Source organism: Streptomyces sp. NBC_00236 (genome assembly GCF_036195045.1).
Lineage (GTDB): Bacteria > Actinomycetota > Actinomycetes > Streptomycetales > Streptomycetaceae > Streptomyces.
In genome coordinates this window covers 2607261-2630881 of sequence record NZ_CP108100.1, presented here as the reverse complement: position 1 = coordinate 2630881, position 23621 = coordinate 2607261, and the positions used below count along the sequence as shown (strand labels likewise).

Here is a 23621-nt window from a genome sequence, read left to right as displayed (position 1 = left end):
ATCAAGACGATCGACGGAGCAATCCCCGAAGCACTCCCGAAGCGATCCCCTGAGCAGTCCCCGAAGCAGTCCCCGAAGCAATCCCCTGTGCGGATCGATCTCCCCACTCATGAACACGTCCGGGGCAACTGATCGGTTCCCATGCGAAGAAGACGCCCCGTAACCCGAAGGCTACGGGACGCCTCCGACACCCGGCGCGTCCGTCCCGTCAGACGTACTGCCTCCGGAGCCTGGCGTGCACCTCCGGCGCCGCGCCCGTGTGGTCCAGGCCGAGCAGCCCGGCACCCAGCACGGGGGACTCCTGCACCACCCGCACCACCGCCTTGGGGGCGCGCAGGGCCAGGAGTTCACCGATCCGGGCATCCAACTGCGGGTGCCGGGCGGCCAGCACGCTGCCGCCCAGGACGACCGGCACCGCCTCGTCGAGCAGGCCGAGCCGGGACAGCGCGACCGAGGACAGCGCCACGACCTCCTCGGCCAGCCGGTCCACCAGCCCGCGCGCCACCGCGTCGCCGGCCGCCGCGGTCGTGAACAGCACCGGCGACAGCTCATGCCGCCGCTCCGCCGCGATCCGGCCCAGATGCAGCGCCTCGATCAGCGCGTACATCGAGCCGAGCCCGAAGTGTGCGGGAAGCGTACGGGCCAGCTCGGTCGGATCGCCGCGGCCGTCCTCGGCACGCGAGGCGAACCACATCGCCTCCTCGGAGAGCCCCGAACCGCCGCCCCAGTCACCGGATATCCGGCCGATCGCGGGGAAGCGCGCGGTCCGCCCGTCCGGCACCATGCCGACACAGTTGATCCCCGCACCGCAGACGACGGCCACCCCGCGCGGCTCGTCGGCCCCGGCCCGCAGGATCGCGAAGGTGTCGTTGCGCACCTCCACCGTGCGACCCCAGCCACGGGCGCGCAGGGCCTCGGCCAACTGCGCTTCCTCGACCGGCAGATCGGCGTTGGCGAGACAGGCGGACACATGGGCGACGGACCCGGCGTCCGCACCGGCGGAGTCCAGCACCCGCTCCACCGCCGAGCCGAGCACGTCCACGGCCGTGCCGATACCGACCACCGGCGGCTGGAAGCCGCCGCCGCGGGCCGTGGACAGCACGGTGCCGTCCTCACCGATGAGTGCCACATCGGTCTTGCTGTTCCCCGCGTCGATGGCGAGGACCGAACCGTTCACGCCCACGCCAGGTGCTCCCGGTTGTGCGCGATCAGCTTGTCGGTGAGCGCCTCGGCGTACTCGAACTGGCCGATCAGCGGGTGCGCGAGCAACGCCTTGAACACCCGGTCGCGGCCACCGCGCAGAGCGGCCTCCAGTGCCAGGTCCTCGTACGCCGTCACGTTGGCGATCAGGCCGGCGTACAGCGGGTCCAGCTCCGGCACGGCGAGCGGCGTCGCGCCGGTCCCGTCGACCCTCGCCTGCACCTCGATCACCGCGTCGTCCGGCAGGAACGGCAGCGTCCCCTTGTTGTACGTGTTGACCACCTGCACAGCGGAGCCGCCGCCGCCGAGCAGCGAGGCCGCCAGGTCCACGGCCGCCTCGGAGTAGAAGGCGCCGCCGCGCTTGGCGAGCAGCGCGGGCTTCTCGTCCAGCGCCGGGTCGCCGTACATGGCGAGGAGTTCCTTCTCCATCGCGGCGACCTCGGCCGCCCGCGAGGGCTTGGTGCCGAGCTCCCGCACGACCTCGTCGTGCGCGTAGAAGTAGCGCAGGTAGTACGAGGGGACCACGCCGAGCCGGTCCACGATCGCGCGCGGCATGTGCAGGTCGTCCGCGATCGCGTCGCCGTGCTCGGCGATCAGCCGCGGCAGCACGTTCTCGCCCCCGGGGCCGCCGAGGCGCACCCCGAGCTCCCAGCTCAGGTGGTTCAGCCCGACGTGGTCGAGGTGCACCTCACCGGGGGTCACGTCGAGCAGCGCGGCGAACTTGCGCTGGAAGCCGATCGCCACGTTGCACAGGCCGACGGCCTTGTGACCGGCCTGGAGCAGCGCCCGGGTGACGATGCCGACCGGGTTGGTGAAGTCGATGATCCAGGCGTCCGGGTTGGTGCGCCGGACGCGTTCGGCGATGTCCAGGACGACGGGGACGGTGCGCAGGGCCTTGGCGAGGCCGCCGGCCCCGGTGGTCTCCTGGCCGACGCAGCCGCACTCCAGCGGCCACGTCTCGTCCTGGTTGCGGGCGGCCTGGCCGCCCACGCGCAGCTGGAGCAGGACCGCGTCGGCGTCGGCGACGCCCGCGTCGACGTCCGAGGTGGTGACGATCCGCCCCGGGTGGCCCTGCTTGGCGAAGATCCGCCGGGCGAGGCCGCCGACGAGTTCGAGCCGGTGGGCGTCCGGGTCGACGAGCACGAGCTCCTCGACCGGCAGGGTGTCCCGCAGCCGTGCGAAGCCGTCGATCAGTTCAGGTGTGTAGGTGGACCCGCCACCCACTACTGCGAGCTTCATGAATCAGCCCTTTACTCCGGTCAGTGTGACGCCCTCGACAAATGCCTTCTGTGCGAAGAAGAAGACGACGATCACAGGGGCCATGACCAGAACGGTCGCGGCCATGGTCAGGTTCCAGTCGGTGTGGTGTGCGCCCTTGAAGGACTCCAGTCCGTAACTCAGCGTCCAGGCCGCCGGGTTCTCGGAGGCGTAGATCTGGGGGCCGAAGTAGTCGTTCCAGGCGTAGAAGAACTGGAAGAGGGCGACGGCGGCGATGCCCGGCTTGGCCATCGGGATCACGACGCGCAGCAGGGTGCGGAACTCGCCGCAGCCGTCGACCTTCGCCGCGTCCAGGTACTCGTTCGGGATGGTCAGCAGGAACTGCCGCAGCAGGAAGATGGAGAACGCGTCGCCGAACGCCATCGGGATGATCAGCGGCCAGAGCGTGCCGGACATGTCCAGCTGCTTGGCCCAGAACAGGTACATCGGAATGACGACGACCTGTGGCGGCAGCATCATCATCGAGATGACGAGCATCAGCGACAGGTGCCGGCCGCGGAAGCGGAACTTGGCGAGCGCGTACGCCACGGGCAGCGAGGACACGACCGTGAGGACGGTGCCCAGACCCGCGTACAGCAGGGTGTTCTTCCACCAGGTCAGAAAGCCCGGAGTGTCGAACACCTCCTTGTAGTTGCCCCCCTCGAAGGGGTGCGGCCACAGGTCGCGGGTCAGCGCCTGCTGGTCGCTCATCAGCGAGGTGAGGAGGAGGAAGACGAACGGCAGCACGAAGAAGAGTGCGGCCGCGACGCCGAGCGAGTGCACGGCGATCCAGTGCAGCAGCGCCTTGCGGCGTGCGACCCGCGCGGCCGGGGTGACGGGGTCGTTCGCCGGGCCGGCGGCCTTCGGGGTGTCGAGTACCTGCGCCACGTCACTCACCTGCCTGGATCAGTCCGCTGCGGCGCCGCATCAGCAGTGCGGTGAACGCCATGGCGAGGACGAAGAGAACGAGCGCGACCACACAGGCGGAGCCGTAGTCGAAGCGCTGGAAACCGAGGTTGTAGACCAGCTGCGGAAGCGTCAGTGTCGACTTGTCGGGATAGCCGGGCTCGAACTGCTGCCCCGAGCCGCCCATGACACCGGACGCGACCTTCCCGGCCACGAGCGGCTGGGTGTAGTACTGCATCGTCTGGATGACGCCGGTGACCACGGCGAACATGATGATCGGCGAGATGTTCGGCAGCGTCACGAAGCGGAACCGCTGGTAAGGGTTCGCCCCGTCCAGTTCCGCCGCCTCGTACTGCTCCTTCGGTACGTCGAGGAGCGCGGCCATGAAGATCACCATCAGGTCGCCCACCCCCCACACCGCGAGGGCGGTCAGCGCCGGCTTGGACCAGGTGGCGTCGGTGAACCAGCCCGGGGTCCCCATCCCGAGATCGCCCAGGATCGAGTTCACCGGCCCCGTCCCCGGGTTGAGCAGGAAGACGAAGCCCAGGGTCGCGGCGACCGGCGGGGCCAGGTACGGCAGGTAGAAGAGCGTCCGGAAGACCCCGGTGCCCGTCTTGATCTTGGTGATCAGCAGGCCGACGCCGAGTCCGAAGACCACCCGGCAGGTCACCATGACCACGACCAGCCAGAGCGTGTTGCGCAGGGCGGGCCAGAACAACGGGTAGTCGTTGAAGACGAAGGACCAGTTCTTCAGCCCGCTGAACTCGGGGGCCGAGAAACCGTCGTAGCTGGTGAAGGAGAAGTAGAGCGTGGAGATCAGCGGGTAGGCGAAGAAGACGCAGAACCCGATCAGCCACGGCGACATGAAGGCCGCCGTCCGGAGCGCCGAGCGACGGCGCTTCGAACGGAGTGTGTACGTGGTCATCGCGGCGGCTCTACTTCGCCTGGTCGATCGCCGCGTCGATCTCCTTCGCGGTCTTCTCCAGGCCCGCCTTGATGTCCTTCTGGGTGCCCTTCTCGACCTCGAAGCCGAGGTTCTGCAGGGACGTCAGGTACGCGCCGCCGTTCACCGAGGGCGGGGTGGTGGTCGACTGCGGGTTGGCCGCGATGTCCAGGAAGGTCTTGAAGCGCGGGTCGTACTTCAGCTTCGGCGACTTCAGCGCCGCCAGCGTCGAGGGCACGTTGTGGATGGCGTTGGCGAAGTTCACCACCGCGTCGGTGTCGGTCGTCATGAACTTCACCAGCTCCCAGGCGGCGTTCTGCTTGCCGGAGGTGGCGGCGATCCCGGCGATGGTGCCGGTCAGATAGCCCTTGCCGTACGTGTCGGCCTCGTTGTCGGCGACGGGCATCGGGGCCACGCCGATCTCGAACTTCGGCTTGGTCTCCTCGGCCATGCCGAGCCGCCACTCGCCGTCCAGCTGCATGGCCACCTGCCCGGTGTGGAACGGGTGCTTCGCGCCCCACTCGTCACCGAAGCCGGTCCGGAACTTCTCCAGCTTCTGGTAGCCGCCGAGGGAATCCACCAGCTTCTTCTGGTTGGTGAGCATCGACGTGAACGCCGGGTCCTCGGCGATGTTCGACTTGCCGTCCGCGTCGAAGTACGTCGGGTTCCAGCTGCCGAGGTAGTGCTCGGTCGTCGACTCGTAGCCGTGGTAGTTCGGCATGAAGCCGAGCTGCTCGTACGAGTCGCCCTTGGTCTTCGTCAACTTCTTGGCGTCGGCGGCGAACTCGGACCAGGTCTTCGGCGGGCTGGTGATCCCGGCGGCCTCGAACGCGTCCTTGTTGTAGTACAGCCCGTACGCGTCGCCCAGCAGCGGCACCGTGCAGCGCACGCCGTCGAACTGCGTGTACTCGTTCATCGCCTTCGGGAAGGTCGCGTCCGCGTCGATCCCGTCCTTCTTCAGGAACGGGTTGAGATCGACGAACGCCTTCGACTTGCAGAACTTGCCCACGTTGTTCGTGGTGAACGACGAGACGACGTCCGGCGCCTTGGAACCGCCCGCGCGCAGCGCCTGGTTGATCTTGTCGTCGGTCATGTTGCCGACGATCTTCACGTGGATGTTCGGATGCGCCTTCTCGAAGGCGTCGACCGTGTCCTGAATGCCCTTGACCTCGCCCGGAGCACTCCAGCCGTGCCAGAAGGTGATGGTCGTCTCCTTGGACGCGTCATCACTGGCACCGGAGCCGCTCTGACCGGTACAGGCGGAGGCGAACAGGGCTATCGCGGCGGTCGCGGCGAGCGCGACGGCCGGCTTCCGGCGGTTTCCGGACATGGTGGTGTCTCCCGATGAAGGGTTGGGGCGGGGGAAGGAAGGTGTACGTGGAGGTGCGGGGTCAGCGCGAGGTGTCGAACACTTCGTCGCGGGTGGTGGCGAGCGCGCTCTCCAGCGCGCCGCGCAGGACGGGGCGGTGGGTCACCTCGCCGGTGATCAGCCTGGGGCGGGACGCCGCCAGCTCGGTGAGTTCGGCGGCCACCCGGGTGCGCAGCGGTTCGCCGCCGCGCGCGATCAGCTCGCCGGACAGCACGACGACCTCGGGGTCCAGGACGGCGACCATGGAGGCGAGACCGGTGGCCAGACCGGTGGCGAACCGGTCGAGGAGCCGGCCGTACGGGCCGCCCTCGCCCTGCTCCACGGCCTCGGCCGCCCGGCCCACCAGGCGGGCCGCGATCTCGTGATGGGTGCCCGGACCGCGTACCGCCTCGTCGTCGATGCCGAGCTCACGGGCCAGCCGGGCGAGCACCTGGGCGCCCGCCAGTTCCTGGAAGCCGCCCGCGTTCGCCTTGGTGACCTGGCGGACCAGCGGCGCGCCCGGTACCGGCAGGAAGCCGACCTCGCCGGCGCCGCCGGTGAAGCCGCGGTGCAGCCGGCCGTTGATGACGAGGGCGGCGCCCAGGCCCTCCTCGTTCCACAGCAGCACGAAGTCCTCGTGTCCCCGCGCCGCGCCCAGCCGCTGTTCGGCCACCGCGACGAGGTTCACGTCGTTCTCGTACTCCACCGGCATGGGCAGGAACGCCGCCAGCTCGTCCAGGAGGGTGGGGGAGTGCCAGCCGGGCAGGTGCGAGGCGTACCGCAGCCGGCCCGTGCCCGGGTCGAACGCGCCGGGCGTGCCGATGACGACCCGGTGCACATCGGACCGGGTCAGCCCGGCCTCCTTGACGGCCCCGTCCAGTGCGTCCGCGACCTGCCGGACCACGCTGTCGGCCCGCCGCCCGGGGGTCCGCAGTTCGAACTCCCCGACCGTCTCGCCCGTCACATCGGCGACGGCGGCGACGATCCGCTGGGCGTTCACATCGAGGCCGGCGACATGCGCGGCCGAAGCGTTGACGGCGTACAGCTGCGCGTTGGGCCCGGGCCGCCCGGCCGCGGTCCCGGTCGCGACGACCAGTCCGGCCGCCTCCAGCCGGGCCAGCAGCTGGGAGGCGGTGGGCTTGGAGAGCCCGGTCAGCTTCCCGATCCGGGTCCGGGACAGGGGCCCGTGCTCCAGGAGCAGATCGAGGGCGGCGCGGTCGTTCATGGCGCGCAGAACGCGGGGGGTACCCGGCGTGGTTCCGGCCATGGTCACTGCACCTGCCCTCTGTTAGGAAAGTTTCCTATTCGGTGAGAGGACCGTAGGGCGCGCCTCACCGGGGCGTCAATGGTCTGCACCGCGGTGGCAACCAAAGCGTTACCTGCACGGGGCCGGTGCGGCCCGGGGCGGCGCGGCGTCACGGAGGCGTGGATACCCAACGCCGTCCATGACGAACCGAGTTGGCCCGGAAACATGGATGAGGGGCACCCCGCGGACTTTGCGGGGTGCCCCTCGGCCGTGCGGCGTACGGCCGCGCGCTACTTCGTGATGTTCGGCGTCGCCGGAGGTATCGGGGTCGCCGCAAGGGACTGCGGAGAGGTGGCCGAGGCGTACGCCGAGGGGGCCGCCATCGCGGCGGTGGGGTCGGCGGCCGAGGGCTCGTCCGGCTGGGCCGGGATGCCGCCGACCATGCGGATGCCCGCCTCGTCGAAGGCGCGCTTGATGCGCCAGCGCAGCTCGCGCTCCACGCCCAGCGCCTTGCCCGGCATCGTCTTCGCGGTGACCCGGACCGTCATCGAGTCCAGCAGCACGCTGTCCAGGCCCAGGATCTCCACCGGACCCCACAGGCGCTCGGTCCACGGGTCGTCCTTGGTCATCAGCTGGGCCGCCTCGGTGATCACCGTACGGATCCGGTCCAGATCCTCCGTGGGGCGCACCTGTACGTCGACCCCGGCGGTGGACCAGCCCTGGCTGAGGTTGCCGATCCGCTTCACCTCGCCGTTGCGGACGTACCAGATCTCGCCGTTGTCACCGCGGAGCTTGGTGACCCGCAGGCCGACCTCGATGACCTCGCCGGAGGCCACGCCCGCGTCGATGGTGTCGCCGACGCCGTACTGGTCCTCAAGGATCATGAAGACACCGGACAGGAAGTCGGTGACCAGGTTGCGCGCACCGAAGCCGAGCGCCACACCGGCGACGCCCGCGGAGGCCAGCAGCGGGGCCAGATTGATCTCGAACGCGCCCAGGATCATCAGGGCGGCCGTGCCGAGGATCAGGAACGAGGCCACCGAACGGAGTACGGAACCGATCGCCTCCGAGCGCTGCCGGCGCCGCTCGGCGTTGACCAGCAGGCCGCCGAGCGCGGTGCCCTCCACTGCCTGGGCGCTGCGGTTCATGCGCTCGATGAGCTTGGTCAGCGTGCGGCGGACGGCGATGCGCAACGCGATCGCGATCGCGGCGATGAGCACGATCCGCAGACCGGTGTTCAGCCAGGTGGACCAGTTCTCCTCCACCCAGCTCGCGGCGTTGCCGGCCTGCTTCGCGGCTTCGTCCAGCGAGCCACCGGGCTCGGGTGACGGGGCTGCGGCCAACAGGGCGGACAGGGACACGGCGAAACCTCCAGTTGGGCGAGCGCTGAACAACCACACTAACGGGGCATCCGGAATGCTCCGTTGCCGTGATGGAGGGGAGAGACACGTCTCACCCGGGGATATGGAAGAGGTAAGGGACGTGTCCCGCGAGGCGGTGTGTGCGAGCGGCCTGTGGCCGATCGCACACCTGGCGCGCTCGCGGCGGGCAGGCCCCCGAAGCGCCTGTTCCGGCGCGTCCCGTCGTACGGGCGGCAGGGTCCGGGAAGAAAATCCTTCCGGCCCGTTACCCGCACGTGGTGGCGCTTCGACCAGGCAGGAGGGGAGACTGAGACCGGATCGTCCCGGCGCGAGCCACGCGCCGCCGGCGTACAAGGAGGCGTCCACGTGCCGCATGTCCTGGTTCTCAACGCGTCGTACGAGCCGCTCGGCGTCGTACCGCTCCGCCGCGCTCTCGTCCTCGTCCTCGAGAACAAGGCCATTTGTCTTGAGGAGTCCGGCGCCTTCATGCACAGCGCCACCCGTGCCGTTCCGGCCCCGAGCGTCGTCCGGCTGAAGCGGTTCGTACGCGTCCCCTACCGCGGGCCCGTCCCGCTGACCCGCCGGGCGCTCTTCGCCAGGGACGGCGGGCGCTGCATGTACTGCGGCGCCGCCGCGACCAGCGTCGACCACGTCATTCCGCGCAGCCGCGGCGGGCAGCACGCCTGGGACAACGTGGTGGCCGCCTGCCGCCGCTGCAACCACGTCAAGGCCGACCGCCATCTGCCCGAGCTCGGCTGGCGGCTGCACCAGCAACCCGCGCCGCCGACCGGACTGGCCTGGCGGATCATCGGCACGGGGCACCGCGACCCGCGCTGGCTGCCCTACTTGCAACCGTTCGGCGCGGACGACGCGATGGCCCGGATCGACGGCATCTCAGCCTGACGATCCGGGCTTCCGTGTCTGCGGGCTCCTGTGTGCCGTGCCTGCCGTGCGTGTCGTGCGTCAGGCGAACCGCAGCTCCGACGGGTGAGCCATGCGGCGCAGCAGCGGCAGCGAGGTCGCGGCGGCCAGCAGGCACGCGCCGTACACCGCCACGGGGACGAGCAGCGGCAGCACGGACGGCACCGTGCCGGGCGCGGCCACGGCGGTGTACGCGAGGTGGACCGCCATGCCGCCGATGGTCGCGAGCAGGACCGCGGGGGCCAGCGGGAGCGCGGTCTCCAGGAGCGTGGCCCGGGCCAGCACCGTGTGCGGTACCCCGGCCGCGGTCTGGGCGGCGAGGCCCCTGCGCCGGGTGGCGAGGGACTCCGCCGTGCCCACGGCGAGGCCGAAGAGGCTGATGGCGAGGGCCACCAGGATCGCGGCCCCGGCGAGGTCGATGCCGTTGGTGTAGAAAGCGAGGTCCGCCGCCCTGTGGACGCCCTTCCCGTGCAGGTCGGCGAGCACCACCTCTCGCACCCCCACGAAGCCGATCCCGACGACGGTCACCAGAAGCAGCGCGGCATGGGTGCGCGCGGCGGCCCACGGGTCGTCCCTGAGCCGGCCCGCGGCGATCATGGCCGCCGGGCTCTTCGCGCTCACGGCCAGCCGGCGGCCGATGTGGGCGGCCGACGCACCGGCCGCCCAGACCGCACCCCCGCCGGTGAGGAACACCAGGCCGAACACCAGCATCGGGAAGGACGCAGCGGCCGGACTGCTGCCCCGCACCACGAGGGCGTACGCCCCGACGGCGATCGGCAGCGCCGCGACGAAAAGGACCAGCAGCGTGCGGGACCCGCGCTCCGGCCGCACCCGGCGCACCTCGCCGAGCGGCGACGCGACCACCCGGCGCAGGGCCAGCACACTCACCAGCGCACCGGCCACCGGCACGCCGAGGACGACCACCACGAAGGCCACCCAGGCCGTTGCGGGCGGCGTATGGCCCTGCACGGCGAGAGTCACCGCGAGGACGCCGAGCCCGCCTGCCGACCCCGCCAGGCAGACCGGCGCGGACTCCAGCGCGCTGATGCGGCGCACCTGCGCGGGTGACGCCCCGGCGAGCCGCAGCCCGGCCATCCGCCGGTCGCGGTGCACGGCACCGATCCGGGCGCACTGGCCGAGGAGGCCGAGCACGGGGACGAGCAGGAGCAGCAGGGCGACCACCACGCCGGCCCGCTCGCCCGGCTGGTTCAGCAGGCCGTGCGCGAACGGGATGGACACCTGTCCCCGGACGGCGGCGACCGTGATCGCGGCGAGCGCGAACACCGTGGCCAGCAGGGCGCCCACCGCGGTGAGCGCGATCCGCCACCACTCACGGCGGTCCGATCCGCGGGCCAGGTTCCAGGCGATGCGCGCGTCAGCCCTCATGGTGGGCGGCCTCCTGGGCGAGGGCCTCGTGCGCGGCCTCCTGGACGACGAAGGGCGTGGCGCCCGAGTGGACGGCCCCGTCCCGCAGCCACACCTCCCGGTCCGCGTATGCCGCGATCTGGGCGTCGTGCGTGATGAGCAGCACCGCGGCGCCGGACTCGCGGGCGGCGTGCACCAGCGCGGTCATCACCTGCTCCCCGGCGAGCGAGTCCAGGGCCCCGGTCGGCTCGTCCGCGAAGACGGCCTTCGGACCCGTCACCCACGCCCGTGCCAGCGCCACCCGCTGACCCTGGCCGCCACTCAGCTCCCCGGGCCGCAGCGCGGCCTGTCCGCGCACACCGAAGCGCTCCAGCCACTCGTCCGCCCGGACCTGCGCCGCGGCGCGGGCGGTCCCCGCGAGGAGCAGCGGCAGCATCACGTTGTCGTGCACGGTGAGTTCGGGGATCAGCTGCCCGAACTGGAAGACCACCCCGAAATCGGTGCGCCGCAGCTCGCTGAGCCGGTTCTCCGACGCCCGGTCCAGCCGCTCCCTGCCGTACGACACCTCGCCCCCGTCGGGGCGGACGATGCCCGACAGGCAGTGCAGCAACGTCGACTTCCCGCTGCCGCTGGCCCCGGTGACGGCGAGAATCTCGCCCGCGCGGAGGGTGACCGAGGCACCGCGCAGGGCCTGCGACCTTCCGTACTGTTTCGTCAGACCGGTGGCTCTGATCATCGGTTCCGCTGCCCCGGAGGGCTTCACGGCCTGTGTGCTCATACTGCGTCGACCTCCGTGGTCAGGGTGGTGAGACGGGTGGCCGTCGTGGCCATCCACCGCACGTCGGCGTCCAGATGGGCCAAGGCGTAGTCGGCCGAGAGGACGGTGCTCAGGTCGGCGCCCGGTGTGGTCTTGAGGCCGGTCAGTTCGTGCATGCGCACCATGTGGGCGGCACGCTGGGCCTGGAGGTACGTGGCCGCCTCCGCCGTCCGGTCGCCGCCGTCGGCCCCCGCTACCAGGAGCGAGATGACGACCTTGGCGAAGATCTCGTTCGTGACGAAGGGAGCGGGCGGGGTGACTCCTTGGGTCCACGTGGCGAGTTCGTCCGCTCCCTGGTCCGTGGAGCGGTACAGGGTGCGCTCGGGACCGCCGTCGGAGTCGGTGCCTTCCACGGCGGCCAGATCGTCCCGCACCAGGCGTTGCAGGGTCGTGTAGACCTGCCCGTAAGCCAGCGGGCGGGCCTGGGGGAAGAGTTCGTCGTACCGCCGTTTGAGGTCGTAGCCATGGCTGGGACTTCCGGCAAGCAGGCCCAGAAGAATGTGACGGGTGCTCATGAGGCGTGACTATATACTCGGTATATGTACTGAGTGAATACTTCGGCGTACGTGAGGTCGGGAGGCAGTAGTGGGTGGTGGGCCCGGGCTTCCGGCTACTCCGCGACGGCGTACGCCTGGACCGACCAGAGCGAGTAGCCGTACTCGGTCGCCCGTCCGTCGCCCTGGACCCTGATGAAACGGGTGTCCTTCGCGTCCATCCGGACGGACTCGTGCCCGCCCCCGCCGTTGCGGACGGTGGCCGCCGTGCGCCAGGTGCGCCCGTCGGCGGAGACCTGTACGCGGTAGCGGGACGCGTACGCGTCCTGCCAGTCCAGCACCACCTGGCCGACCCGGGCCGGGGCCGGCAGTTCGGCCTGCCACCAGGCGCCGTCCTCGGGGGGCGAGGACCAGCGGGTCTTCAGGTCACCGTCCGAGGCGGCGGCCGCCGGGAAGTCCGGGGTCTCGTCCCCGGACGAGGAGGCGGTGGCCGTGCGCAGCAGATCGGGGCCCGCCGTGCGGGGGAAGGCCCGGACGGTCAGGGTGGTCTCCTCGGTGCCGAAGGAGAACGGCACCGCGTACTCACCCGCGGGCGTGTCCGCGGGGACGGTGATCTCCACGGGCACCTCGGTACGGGAGCCGCGCGGGACGGTCGTCTGCTTCGGCACCCGCACCTTGATGCCCTTGGGCGCCTTCGCGGTGAGCGCGCCGCGCACCTCGGCCGGGCGGCGCGCGGAGAGCCGGGCCTCGACCCGCAGCGGCTTGCCGCCGATCTCGGCGTCCGTCTCCCCGCGTGCGAGATCGAGCCGGGCGGCGGGCTCGTCGCCGAACCACGGCACCAGGGAGCGCACCCGGGGGGCCGTTCCGGCGGACGGGGCCGCGCCCGCGAGCGGTGGGATGATCAGGGGCGGTGCGCCGGTGAGTGCCGGGGTGGCGGTCGGCCAGCTGATCCGGACCGCGTCCGCCCGCACGCCCTGGCCCGGCGACTGGGTCCAGCCCCGCGCGGACAGGCCGCCCAGGCTCCGCCAGCCCTCGCCCGGCACATGGGCCTGGACCGTCGCGCCCGACACCGTCGATTCGTCGCCTGGCACCGTCATCGCCGTGACCGCCTCCAGCGGGCGCGCCCGGTCGAAGCTCAGGGTGTAGCTGCCCGGAACCTCGGTCACCGTGCCGTTGTCACGGTCCGAACCCGTCCAGGCGGCGGACTCCTTGCGTACCCGGTCGAGGAACGGACCGAGCACCCCCTTGCCGACCGTCGCGCCGCCCGTCTTCACGGCCTTGAGCGCCGGCTCCAGGGCCAGCGAGGCCTCCCAGGCGGCCGCCCCGTCGTCGCGCGCCTGCGCCCGGAGCAGATCGACGGCCAGTTCGCCCGCCCGGCCGTAGCGGGACAACTGCTCGCTCCACGGACGTACTTCGTCGTCGAGGCGCCCGTCGGCCAGCCCGGAAAGCCGCTGTGGAGTCTCGCGCATCACCGTGAACGCGGCCCGCAGCCGGCGCGCCGCCTCGTCGCGGGCCGAAGCGCCGTCCGCCGTGAGGGACTTCCAGAACGCGGCGAGCAGCGGCTGCAGATACGCCGATTCGTCACCGCCCAGCACGGACCCCGCGCTGTTGCCCGCCAGGGCGCGCAGCGCGTCCCGGCTGCGGGTGTCGCCGCCCGCGAGATCGTCCAGGGCCGCCTGCCAGGACTCCTGCGGCTGGTACCCCTTGGGGTTCCAGGCGAAGTCGGCGGCGGTGAACAGCGGGATCCGGGACGCGGACGGCTGCTCCATGGCGTTGGCCAGCAGCGCCGCCGAACCGATGGCGACCGCCGGGTCCCGGCCGGTGTACGGGCCCAGGAAGATCCGGTCCTGGGCGTAGTCGTTGACCGGGTAGTTGTCCATCGTGACCAGCGGGTGGCGGAACGTGGTGCGGGCACCGGCCAGTTCGCCGCCGGTGATGGTCCTCGGCACGACCCCGACGCCGGTCCAGGCGACCTGGACCCGCTCGTCGAGCTCCTTGGCCAGCGCGGTCCGGTAGTCCGTCGCCCCGTCCTGGTAGAACTCCGTCGGCATCATGGACAGCGGCTCCGAACCCGGGTGCCGCTCCGCGAGGTGCCGCGCCACCGCGCTCACAACCCGGGCCTGCGCCCTGGCCGCCGCCTCCGGGCCGCTGCCGAAGGTGTCGGAGTCGGCGGAGCAGTGCCACTCGCTGTAGCTGACGTCCTGGAACTGCACCTGGAAGACCCGCACGCCCAGGGCCCACATCGCGTCGATCTTCTTCGTCAGCGCCTTCACGTCGCGGTCCGACGACAGACACATGGACTGCCCCGGAGCCACGGCCCAGCCGAGCGTCACATGCTCGGCTGCGGCCCGTTCGGCCAGCTCGCGGAACTCGGCGCGCCGCTCGGCGGGGTACGGATCGCGCCAGCGGGCCTGCCGGTACGGGTCGTCGCCGGCCGCGTAGAGGTAGCGGTTCTGTTTGGTGCGCCCCATGAAGCCGAGCTGGGCGAGCCGTTCCTCCTGCGACCACGGCTGACCGTAGAAGCCCTCGGTCATCCCGCGCACGGCACCGGCCGGCCAGTCCCGGACGGTGACACCGGCGATCCGGCCGTCCGTGGCGAGCTGACGCAGCGTCTGCACCGCGTGGAACAGGCCGTCGTCGCCGACGCCGTCCACGGCGACGGTGTCCCGGCCCGCGACCCGGCCGACCGCGATCCGGTAGCCCCCGGACGGCAGATCGGCACGGTCGGGCGCGCGCAGCGTACGCAGCGCGTCCACGGCGCCGTCCCCGCCGAACCGGATGACGGGCCCGCCGCCGGGCAGCGCCTCGTGGACGGACCGCACGCCCGCGTCGCGCAGCGCCTGGCGGAGCGCCTCGACCGCGTACGGGTCGGCCCCGTCTCCGGCGACGAGCGTCACCTCGCCGGAGAGCGGCACCGAGGACCCGGACACCTTGATGCTCTGCGGCCGCGGCCACACGGCGGGCGGCGCGACGTAGTCGGTGCGGTCCGGCGTGGTGACGGGGTGGGTGCCGGGCGGGGAGGGGGCGGCGACGGCGGCCGGGGCCCCCGCGGAGAGCAGCCCGCCGAGCACGGCCACGGCGACGGCCGTCGCGTGCTTCCTGCGCCTGAGCTGCATGCCTGTCTCCCTACGCGCCCACCGGTGGGCTCCGAGCCCACCACCCGCGCGCGAGAGTGTCAATGCGCATGGTCGCCGTGGGGTAAATGCCCGATATGGTGGTCGCGGCGAAGGGTTCTCGACGCTCGGCGGCACACGCGAAGGACCACGCCGAATGGCCGAAACAAGCGGACGTTTTACGGAGAACCGGCCCCAGGGGAACGGAATGTGACCCGGAGCACGTTGAACTCGTTGTCATAACGCCTACGTCTGCGGCCGCGTCCGCTGGGTAGGCCTGCTGTGTCCTGTTCTCCACGGCCAGGAGGCCACCATGCCCGCCGCCGCGCAGCTTCTGCTCTCCGCCCTGTCCAAACAGGTACCGGGTCCCGCCCCGTACATCAGCGCGTCCCCGGCCACGCCCGGCCCGCTCACGAGCGAGGCGCCGCTGGCCGACGCCATACCCCTGACCAGCGAGCCTCCGCTCGCCGATGCCACACCTCTGACCAGCGAACCCCCGCTCGCCGTCCTCGCCCCGCTGACCAGCGAGCCGGCTTCTTCCGGCAGCGCTCGGGGCATGGAGTCCCCAGGAGTCTGAATGGGCTTGTCCCGGCTCGCCGCACTGCACGGCGTCGCCACCTCCTTCTCCCCGTCCGCCGATGTCACGGTGCCCGTCCCCGAGGGCACGATCGTCGCCGTGCTCGCCGCGCTCGGCGTCGACGCCGCCACGCCGGAAGCGGTACGGGAGGCGCTCGCCGCCGCCGAGTCCGCGGCCGGCTCCCGGCTGCTCCCGGCCACGGTGGTGGTCTGGTCCGGAGAGCCGCTGCCCCCGGCCCTGACCGCGCTGCCGCCCGGCACGGAGCTCACGGTCCGTCCGGAGGAGCCCGCCGAGGCACCGCCGGCCCCGATGCGCGTCCCCGCCCGGGGTGCGGTTCCGGCCGAATCCCGCCCGGCTGGCGCCGCGGTGGACCCCGCGGCGCCCGCCACGCATGAGGCCCCGCCCGGCTGGTGGTCCGAACCCCCGCCGGGGGTGCACCGGCTGGCCGTCCGGGTGCCGGGTGCGCCGGACCGGGCGAGCGGATCCGGCGGGCCGGTGACGGAGACCTGCACGCTCGTGGTCGCCCCGGCCGGCGTGCCTCAGCCGCCCGGGCGCAGCCACGGCTTCCTCGTCCAGCTCTACTCCCTGCTCTCCGCCCGCTCCTGGGGCATGGGCGACCTCGGTGACCTCGCCGATCTCGCCTCCTGGTCCGGGCGCTGCCTCGGAGCCGGCTTCGTCCAGGTCAACCCGCTGCACGCCGCGGTCCTCGGCAACCCCACCGACCCCTCGCCCTACCGCCCGTCCTCGCGGCGGTTCCCCGACCCCGTGCACCTGCACATCGAATCCGTCCCGGAGTACGGGCACGCGCCCGACCCCGCCGCCCTCGGCGACCTGCGCCGCCGGGCCGACGAACTCAGCGAGGCCGTGCTGAGCAAGGGCGCCCTGATCGACCGGGACGCCGTCTGGGAGCTCAAACGGCAGGCCCTCGACATCCTGGTCGCCGTTCCGCTCACGCCCGGCCGCCGCGCCGCCTACTGCGACTTCCTCGCCGAGCAGGGGCAGGCCCTGGAGGACCACGCCCTGTGGTGCGCCCTCGCCGAGGTGCACGGCTCCGACTGGCACACCTGGCCGGCCGGGCTGCGCGACCCCCGTTCCCGGGAGACCGCCCGCGCCCGCGCCGAACTGCTGGACCGGGTCGACTTCCACTGCCGGCTCGCCTGGCTGACCGACGCTCAGTTGGCCGCCGCCCAGTGCGTCGCGAAGGACGCGGGGATGGCCGTCGGGATCGTCCACGACCTCGCCGTGGGCGTGCACCCCGGTGGCGCCGACACCTGGGCCCAGCAGGACGCCTTCGCCCGCGGCATGTCCGTCGGCGCGCCCCCGGACGCCTTCAACGCCCGTGGCCAGGACTGGGGACTGCCGCCCTGGAGACCCGACGCCCTCGCCGCGTCCGGCTACGCCCCGTACAGGGGACTCCTGCGCGGCCTCCTCGCGCACGCCGGGGCCCTGCGCATCGACCACGTCATGGGTCTGTTCCGGCTCTGGTGGGTGCCCGAGGGGCGTCCGCCCACCGAGGGCACCTATGTCAGCCACGACGCGGAGGCGATGCTCGCCGTCCTCGTCCTGGAGGCCCACCGCGCCGGCACCGTCGTCATAGGGGAGGACCTCGGCACCGTGGAACCGGGCGTCCGCGAGGCGCTCGCCCGCCGCGGCGTCCTCGGCACCTCCGTGCTCTGGTTCGAGCGCGACTGGTCGGGCACCGGCCGCCCGCTCGCCCCGGAGGAATGGCGCGAGGACTGCCTGGCCACCGCCACCACCCACGACCTGCCGTCCACCGCCGCCCGGCTGACCGGCGACCATGTGACGCTGCGCCACCGCCTCGGCCTGCTCACCCGCCCGCTGGACGAGGAGCGCACCGAGGACGGCACCGACACCGCGGAGTGGCTCGGCCTCCTCTCCCGCCTCGGCCTGCTCCCCGAGGGCGGCGACGACGAGGAGGCCGCCGTCCGCGCCGTCCACCGCTTCCTGCTGCGCACCCCCGCCCGCATGGCCGGCGTCTGGCTCCCCGACACCATCGGTGACCGCCGCCCGCAGAACCTGCCGGGCACCTGGGACCAGTACCCCAACTGGCGGCTGCCCATCGCCGACGCCGAGGGCCGCCCGGTCACCCTGGAGGAACTCGCCGCCTCACCCCGGCTGCACCGGCTGATGGAAGTCCTCCGGCCCCGGCAGGAGCCTCCGAGGACCCGTACGGCACCCCCGGGCGCGCGGCCCTCGTAGGCGTTCGCTACGTTTGCACCGTGGACAAGAAGAACGCTATGCGCGCCGGCGCCGTCGCTGCCGGAACGACGCTGATGATGCTGCTGATGTCGTCCCCCGCGCTCGCGCTCACCCGCGACGACGGCGACGACCCGGGTCCGGGCCTGAGCGTGATCGACACGATCGGTCTGTTCGTCGTGGCGCCCATCGTCCTGTTCGCGGTCATCGCGGGCCTGGTCATGGTCCTCGACAAGTCCAAGAAGCAGGCCTAGGGCCTCTCGTCCGGATCATGCTGGGCTCGCGGGGTCTGCCTGATCCGAACGAAAGATCCCCGCACCTTTCGGCTGCGCCGCCGGTACGAGGTACCGGCGGCGCATTCGCATGTCAGGACCCGGACGCGGACCCGGCAGCGCCTCGCGCGCCCCGGTAGGTTGCGGCCATGATCGAGTGGGACGTCAAGAAGCTCCGGATCCTGCGCACCCTGCGCGACCGTGGCACCGTCACCGCGGCCGCCGATGCGCTGCTGATGACCCCGTCGGCCGTCTCCCAGCAGCTCTCCAACCTCTCCAGGCAGCTCGGCGTACCCCTGCTGGAGGCGCAGGGCCGGCGCGTGCGCCTGACCGACGCCGCCCACCTCGTACTCCGCCACGCCGAGGCGGTCTTCGCCCAACTGGAGCGCGCCGACGCCGAACTGACCGGGTATCTGCACGGCGAGGCGGGCGAGGTGCGGATCGCCGCCTTCGCCACCGCCGTCCCCGCCCTCGTCGTGCCGGCCGTGCAGGCGCTGCGTGACGAGGACCGGCCGGGGCCGGACGTAAGGGTCCGGGAGGCCGAGGCGGCGCAGGCCTACGAACTCCTCGTCGCGGGCGAGGCGGACCTGGCGCTCTCCCTGGCCGCCCACGCCCCGACCGCGCGCGACCCCCGCTTCGCCGTGCTGCCGCTGCTCGCGGACCCGCTGGACGTGGCGCTGCCGGCCGGCCACCGGCTCGCGGACGCACCCGGGCTGCGGCTGGCGGACCTGTCCGCCGAGCCGTGGATCTTCGGCGGCTCGGGCCCCTGGTCCGAGATCACCACGGCGGCGTGCGAGGCCGCGGGCTTCGTCCCGGAGCAGGCGCACAGCGCCTCCGGCTGGACCTCGATCCTCGCCATGGTCGAGGCGGGCATGGGCATCGCGCTGATCCCCCGCATGGCGTCGGCGGAGCGGCAGAGCCGGGACGGTGTGGTGATGCGGGTCCTCGAAGCGGACCGGCCCCGGCGCCATGTGGTGGCCGCGGTCCGGCAGGGGGCCGAGCAGGGCCCGGCGGTGGCGCGGGTGCTCGCGGCGCTGCGTGCGGCGGCGCAATCATTCAGTCACCCTTAACGATTCATGCGAAAACTTTCGATGGACCTAATGGCTTGGGTCGTACGACAGTGAACGCATGACCTTCGAACAGAATGAGAACCACCACGACGACCCCCACGCCAACGACGCGGCCCCGTACGGCGGTGGTGACCCGTACGCCGACTACCGCACCAACGACCTCCCCTTCACCGAGCTCGTCGACCTGGCCGACCGCCGTCTCGGCGCGGGCGTGATCGCCGCCAACGACGAGTTCTTCGCCCAGCGCGAGAACCTCCTGGTCCGCGAGCGCGCCGTCTTCGACCCCGAGCACTTCGGCCACAAGGGCAAGATCATGGACGGCTGGGAGACCCGCCGCCGACGCGGCGCGGACGCCGCCCACCCGTTCCCCGCCCCGGACGAGCACGACTGGGCCCTCATCCGGCTCGGCGCCCCCGGCATCATCCGCGGCATCGTCGTCGACACCGCCCACTTCCGCGGCAACTACCCGCAGCGCGTCTCGGTCCAGGCGACCTCCGTCGCCGGCTCGCCCGGCCCCGCCGAACTCCTCGCCGACGACGTGAAGTGGGAGGAGATCGTCCCGCCGACCCCCGTACGCGGCCACGCCGCCAACGGCTTCGAGATCACCGGTGGCCGCCGCTACACGCACCTGCGCCTGTGCCAGCACCCCGACGGCGGCATCGCCCGCCTCCGGGTGCACGGCGACGTGCTCCCCGACCCGTCCTGGCTCGCGACGCTCGGCACGTTCGACCTGATCTCGGTGGTGAACGGCGGCAGTTACGAGGACGCCTCGGACCGCTTCTACTCCTCGCCGACCCAGATCATCCTGCCCGGCACGTCGCGCAAGATGGACGACGGCTGGGAGAACCGCCGCCGCCGCGTCCGCGACACCAACGACTGGGTACGCTTCCGGCTGCCCGCCCAGGGCGCCGTCCGCGCGGTCGAGATCGACACGGCCTACCTCAAGGGCAACGCGGCCGGCTGGATCGCCCTTCAGGGCCGTAACGGCGAGACGGGCGAGTGGTTCGAGATCATCCCGCGCACCAGGCTCCAGCCCGACACCCTGCACCGCTTCCCGCTCCGCGCCCAGGCCGTCGTCACCCATGTACGCCTCGACGCCTTCCCCGACGGCGGAGTGGCCAGGATGCGCCTGCACGGCTCGCTGACGGAGTCCGGCGCGGCGGAACTGGCGCGCCGCTACGAGGAGTCGGGCGCGTAACAGGCGGGCCCTTCCGACTCCCGCCCGGTGGACGGCTGCGCTCCTCGCGCCTGCCCGCCGGGCGGGCTTCCACGCCCCGGGCGGCCGAGGGGGTGCCCGGGGAAGCGGGCCCCGGGGAACCGGCTACTGTGCCCACGGCCGGTTCCGCGACTTCGCGCCCATGGAGATGGCAGATGGCAGAGGCCGTGCTGTGCACCGGACTGGACCCGGACGATCCGGACTGCGTGACGCTCGTCGTGATCGTCGCCGAGGGAGGGGCCGTGGACGAGGACGCGGTCGCGAGGCTCGGACTGTACGGATACGAAGGCGACGGCTGCCTCTGCCTCGTGCAGACGGACGGCTGGGCCGAGCGGCGGCTGGACGGCGAACTGCTGACCGTGGACATCGTCGCTCACCCCACCGTGCTGAAGGGCCTCGAGGTTGCCGCGGACCGGTTCCCCGAACGGTCGGCGGCCGATCCGGAGGCGGTGCGGCTGCTGCGGGTGAGCGCACGGGTCGACCCCGGTACGTACGCTCGCGCAACGGACATCACCGCCGTGCTGACAGCGCCCGCAGGGACGCCGGCCGGACAGCTCGTGGCACAGGCCAGGTCGGGCGAGCACCAGCCGCTCGTCCTGGCGCCGCAGCCGGAGTGATCCGGTGACGGCCCGCACGCGAAGGGGCGCCCCCCGAAGGAGGCGCCCCTCATGTGTGCGGTGGTGCGGCGCCTACGCGGTGGCCGCCGCGGCGTCCGCGGCCCGGGCCTTCAGCGCCCGCTCCACACCCGACCGCGACTCCGACATCAGCCGGCGCAGCGCGGCACCCGGCTCAGCCGAGGCCAGCCAGGCGTCCGTGGCGTCCAGGGTCTCCTGCGAGACGTGGAGCGCCGGGTAGAGGCCGATGGCGACCTGCTGCGCCATCTCGTGGCTCCGCGAGTCCCAGACGTCCTTCACCGCGGCGAAGAACTTCTCGGTGTACGGGGCCAGCAGTTCGCGCTGGTCGGTCTGGACGAACCCGCCGATGACCGCCTCCTGGAGGGAGTTCGGCAGCTTGTCGGACTCGACGACCGAGGCCCACGCCTCCGCCTTCGCCTCCTGGGAGGGCCGCGCCGCACGGGCGGCCGCAGCGTGGCGTTCGCCCGCCGCGGTCCGGTCACGCGCGTACTCGGCGTCGATCTCCTCGTCGTCGAGCAGCCCGGTGGCGGCCAGCCGCTCCACGAAGGCCCAGCGCAGCTCGGTGTCGACGGCCAGGCCCTCGATCGCCTCGGTCCCGTCGAGCAGCGCCTGCAGCAGATCGAGCTGCTGCGGGTTGCGGGCCGTGGCGGCGAACGCGCGGGCCCACGCCAGCTGGTGGTCGCTGCCCGGCTCCGCCGCGCGCAGGTGCGCGAGCGTCGCCTCGGTCCACTGGGTCAGACCGGCCTCGCGCCACTCCGGCGCCGCGTACATGTCCAGCGCCATCTTCACCTGACGGTGCAGCGACTGGACGACGCCGATGTCCGACTCCTTGCCCACCCCGGACAGGACGAGCGAGAGGTAGTCGCGCGTCGCCAGCTCGCCGTCGCGCGTCATGTCCCACGCCGACGCCCAGCACAGGGCGCGCGGCAGCGACTCGGTGAAGTCGCCCAGGTGCTCGGTGACGACCCGCAGCGACTCCTCGTCGAGGCGGACCTTCGCGTACGAGAGGTCGTCGTCGTTGAGGAGGATGACGGCCGGGCGCGCCGTGCCGGCCGGGAACGGCACGGTGGTGCGCTCGCCGTCGACGTCCAGCTCGATCCGGTCCGTCCGGACCAGCTTGCCGGACGCGGCGTCGACGTCGTAGCAGCCGATCGCGATCCGGTGCGGCCGCAGCGTCGGCTCGCCCTTCGCGCCGGCGGGCAGCGCGGGTGCCTCCTGGAGGACGGTGAACGAGGCGACGTGACCGTCCGCGTCCGTCTCGATCTCCGGGCGCAGGATGTTGATCCCGGCCGTCTCCAGCCACGCCTTCGACCAGGTCTTCAGGTCGCGCCCGGAGGTCTCCTCCAGCGCGCCCAGCAGGTCGGACAGGCGCGTGTTGCCGAACGCGTGCGCCTTGAAGTACGCCTGGACGCCCTTGAAGAACGCGTCCATGCCGACGTACGCCACCAGCTGCTTGAGGACCGAGGCGCCCTTGGCGTACGTGATGCCGTCGAAGTTGACCAGGACGTCGTCCAGGTCACGGATGTCCGCCATGATCGGGTGCGTCGAGGGCAGCTGGTCCTGGCGGTACGCCCACGTCTTCATGGAGTTGGCGAACGTGGTCCAGGAGTGCGGCCACTGCGAACCGTCGGCGTACGCCAGGCAGGCGATCGACGTGTACGTGGCGAACGACTCGTTCAGCCACAGGTCGTTCCACCACTCCATGGTCACGAGGTCGCCGAACCACATGTGGGCCAGCTCGTGCAGGATCGTCTCGGCCCGCGTCTCGTACGCCGCGTCCGTCACCTTGGAACGGAAGACGTACTGGTCGCGGATGGTGACCGCGCCCGCGTTCTCCATCGCGCCCGCGTTGAACTCCGGGACGAAGAGCTGGTCGTACTTGGCGAAGGGGTACGCGTAGTCGAACTTCTCCTGGAACCAGTCGAAGCCCAGCCGCGTCACGTCGAAGATCGCGTCCGCGTCGAGGTACTCGGCGAGCGAGGGCCGGCAGTAGATGCCGAGCGGGACGGTCTGGCCGTCCTTCTCGTAACTGCTGTGCACCGAGTGGTACGGACCCACGATCAGGGCGGTGATGTACGTGGAGATGCGCGGCGTCGGCTCGAACGACCAGACGTCGTCCTTGGGCTCCGGCGTCGGCGAGTTGGAGATCACGGTCCAGCCGGAAGGGGCCTTCACGGTGAACCGGAAGGTCGCCTTCAGATCCGGCTGCTCGAAGCTCGCGAAGACGCGGCGCGCGTCCGGGACCTCGAACTGGGTGTACAGGTAGGCCTGCTCGTCGACCGGGTCGACGAAGCGGTGCAGGCCCTCGCCCGTGTTGGTGTACGAGCAGTCGGCGACGACCTTCAGCTCGTTGGAACCCGCCACCAGGTGCGGCAGCGTGATGCGTGAATCGCGGAACACGGCCGCGACGTCCAGCGCCTTGCCGTTCAGCTCGACCTCGTGGACCGCCGGGGCGACCAGGTCGATGAAGGTCTCCGCACCGGCTTCGGCGGAGTCGAAGCGCACGGTGGTGACGGACCGGTAGGTGCCACCCTCCTGCGCTCCGGAGAGGTCGAGATCGATCTCGTACGCGTCCACGGTCAGCAGGCGCGCCCGCTCCTGTGCCTCTTCGCGGGTCAGATTCGTGCCAGGCACGCGGTCATCTCCTTGATATGTGATGTTTC

At 72.0% G+C, this 23621-nt stretch carries 19 protein-coding genes; 7 read left to right on the top strand and 12 right to left on the bottom strand.

The window, feature by feature from the left end; genetic code table 11:
• Positions 1 to 208: 208 nt before the first annotated feature.
• The 7 genes from OG446_RS11720 to OG446_RS11690 all read right to left on the bottom strand — a co-directional run bounded on the left by OG446_RS11720 (position 209) and on the right by OG446_RS11690 (position 8261).
• Complete coding sequence (locus tag OG446_RS11720) at positions 209 to 1183, bottom strand: N-acetylglucosamine kinase (protein WP_328893972.1); 975 nt, start codon at positions 1181 to 1183, stop codon at positions 209 to 211.
• Positions 1174 to 2439 (bottom strand): 6-phospho-beta-glucosidase, encoded by a 1266-nt coding sequence (locus OG446_RS11715; protein WP_328893971.1) that lies wholly within the window; start codon positions 2437 to 2439, stop codon positions 1174 to 1176. Before OG446_RS11715 ends, OG446_RS11720 begins: the two co-directional genes overlap by 10 nt.
• Before the next feature lie 3 nt (positions 2440 to 2442).
• Entirely contained in the window at positions 2443 to 3345 is a 903-nt protein-coding gene (locus OG446_RS11710; protein WP_328893970.1) for a carbohydrate ABC transporter permease, read from the bottom strand.
• A gap of 1 nt (position 3346) precedes the next feature.
• Positions 3347 to 4288 (bottom strand): carbohydrate ABC transporter permease, encoded by a 942-nt coding sequence (locus tag OG446_RS11705; RefSeq protein WP_328893969.1) that lies wholly within the window; start codon positions 4286 to 4288, stop codon positions 3347 to 3349.
• Between the two features lie 10 nt (positions 4289 to 4298).
• A complete protein-coding gene (locus OG446_RS11700) occupies positions 4299 to 5636 on the bottom strand; it encodes an ABC transporter substrate-binding protein (RefSeq protein ID WP_328893968.1) in 1338 nt (445 codons plus the stop codon).
• A 61-nt stretch (positions 5637 to 5697) separates the two neighbouring features.
• On the bottom strand, positions 5698 to 6921 hold the full coding sequence (locus OG446_RS11695; protein ID WP_328893967.1) for an ROK family transcriptional regulator: 1224 nt from the start codon (positions 6919 to 6921) through the stop codon (positions 5698 to 5700).
• A gap of 269 nt (positions 6922 to 7190) precedes the next feature.
• On the bottom strand, positions 7191 to 8261 hold the full coding sequence (locus OG446_RS11690; protein ID WP_328893966.1) for a mechanosensitive ion channel family protein: 1071 nt from the start codon (positions 8259 to 8261) through the stop codon (positions 7191 to 7193).
• 366 nt (positions 8262 to 8627) lie between these two features.
• On the opposite strand from OG446_RS11690, the gene OG446_RS11685 reads away from it, so the two are divergent.
• Positions 8628 to 9164: an HNH endonuclease gene (locus tag OG446_RS11685; RefSeq protein WP_018552807.1), complete on the top strand. Its 537-nt coding sequence runs from the start codon at positions 8628 to 8630 to the stop codon at positions 9162 to 9164.
• Between the two features lie 60 nt (positions 9165 to 9224).
• On the opposite strand, the gene OG446_RS11680 is transcribed toward OG446_RS11685, so the two are convergent.
• The 4 genes from OG446_RS11680 to OG446_RS11665 form a co-directional block, all read right to left on the bottom strand.
• Positions 9225 to 10568 carry an FtsX-like permease family protein gene (locus tag OG446_RS11680; protein WP_328893965.1) on the bottom strand — a complete coding sequence of 448 codons (1344 nt, stop codon included), beginning with the start codon at positions 10566 to 10568 and terminating at the stop codon, positions 9225 to 9227.
• Positions 10558 to 11325, bottom strand: a complete 768-nt coding sequence (locus OG446_RS11675; RefSeq protein ID WP_328893964.1) for an ABC transporter ATP-binding protein — start codon at positions 11323 to 11325, stop codon at positions 10558 to 10560. The genes OG446_RS11680 and OG446_RS11675 overlap by 11 nt, the downstream gene beginning before the upstream one ends.
• Positions 11322 to 11879, bottom strand: a complete 558-nt coding sequence (locus tag OG446_RS11670; protein ID WP_328893963.1) for a PadR family transcriptional regulator — start codon at positions 11877 to 11879, stop codon at positions 11322 to 11324. The genes OG446_RS11675 and OG446_RS11670 overlap by 4 nt, the downstream gene beginning before the upstream one ends.
• A gap of 95 nt (positions 11880 to 11974) precedes the next feature.
• Positions 11975 to 14974 carry a beta-N-acetylglucosaminidase domain-containing protein gene (locus OG446_RS11665; RefSeq protein WP_328893962.1) on the bottom strand — a complete coding sequence of 1000 codons (3000 nt, stop codon included), beginning with the start codon at positions 14972 to 14974 and terminating at the stop codon, positions 11975 to 11977.
• A gap of 310 nt (positions 14975 to 15284) precedes the next feature.
• Between OG446_RS11665 and OG446_RS11660 the strand changes: the two genes are divergently transcribed.
• The 6 genes from OG446_RS11660 to OG446_RS11635 all read left to right on the top strand — a co-directional run bounded on the left by OG446_RS11660 (position 15285) and on the right by OG446_RS11635 (position 20940).
• Positions 15285 to 15548 (top strand): hypothetical protein, encoded by a 264-nt coding sequence (locus tag OG446_RS11660; RefSeq protein WP_328893961.1) that lies wholly within the window; start codon positions 15285 to 15287, stop codon positions 15546 to 15548.
• The gene (gene malQ / locus OG446_RS11655) at positions 15549 to 17768 is read left to right on the top strand and encodes a 4-alpha-glucanotransferase (protein WP_328893960.1); all 2220 of its coding nucleotides are present in this window, start codon (positions 15549 to 15551) and stop codon (positions 17766 to 17768) included. It begins immediately after the preceding gene.
• 20 nt (positions 17769 to 17788) lie between these two features.
• Positions 17789 to 18019, top strand: coding sequence for a hypothetical protein (locus tag OG446_RS11650; RefSeq protein WP_443050085.1), 231 nt, complete (start codon positions 17789 to 17791; stop codon positions 18017 to 18019).
• Positions 18020 to 18186: 167 nt separating this feature from the next.
• Positions 18187 to 19107 (top strand): LysR family transcriptional regulator, encoded by a 921-nt coding sequence (locus OG446_RS11645; protein ID WP_328893959.1) that lies wholly within the window; start codon positions 18187 to 18189, stop codon positions 19105 to 19107.
• Positions 19108 to 19165: 58 nt separating this feature from the next.
• Positions 19166 to 20305 carry an allantoicase gene (gene alc, locus OG446_RS11640; RefSeq protein WP_328893958.1) on the top strand — a complete coding sequence of 380 codons (1140 nt, stop codon included), beginning with the start codon at positions 19166 to 19168 and terminating at the stop codon, positions 20303 to 20305.
• A 173-nt stretch (positions 20306 to 20478) separates the two neighbouring features.
• Entirely contained in the window at positions 20479 to 20940 is a 462-nt protein-coding gene (locus OG446_RS11635; RefSeq protein WP_328893957.1) for a hypothetical protein, read from the top strand.
• Between the two features lie 72 nt (positions 20941 to 21012).
• Here the strand turns inward: OG446_RS11635 and pepN are convergent, their stop codons facing one another.
• The gene (gene pepN, locus OG446_RS11630; RefSeq protein ID WP_328893956.1) at positions 21013 to 23592 is read right to left on the bottom strand and encodes an aminopeptidase N; all 2580 of its coding nucleotides are present in this window, start codon (positions 23590 to 23592) and stop codon (positions 21013 to 21015) included.
• Positions 23593 to 23621: the final 29 nt, after the last annotated feature.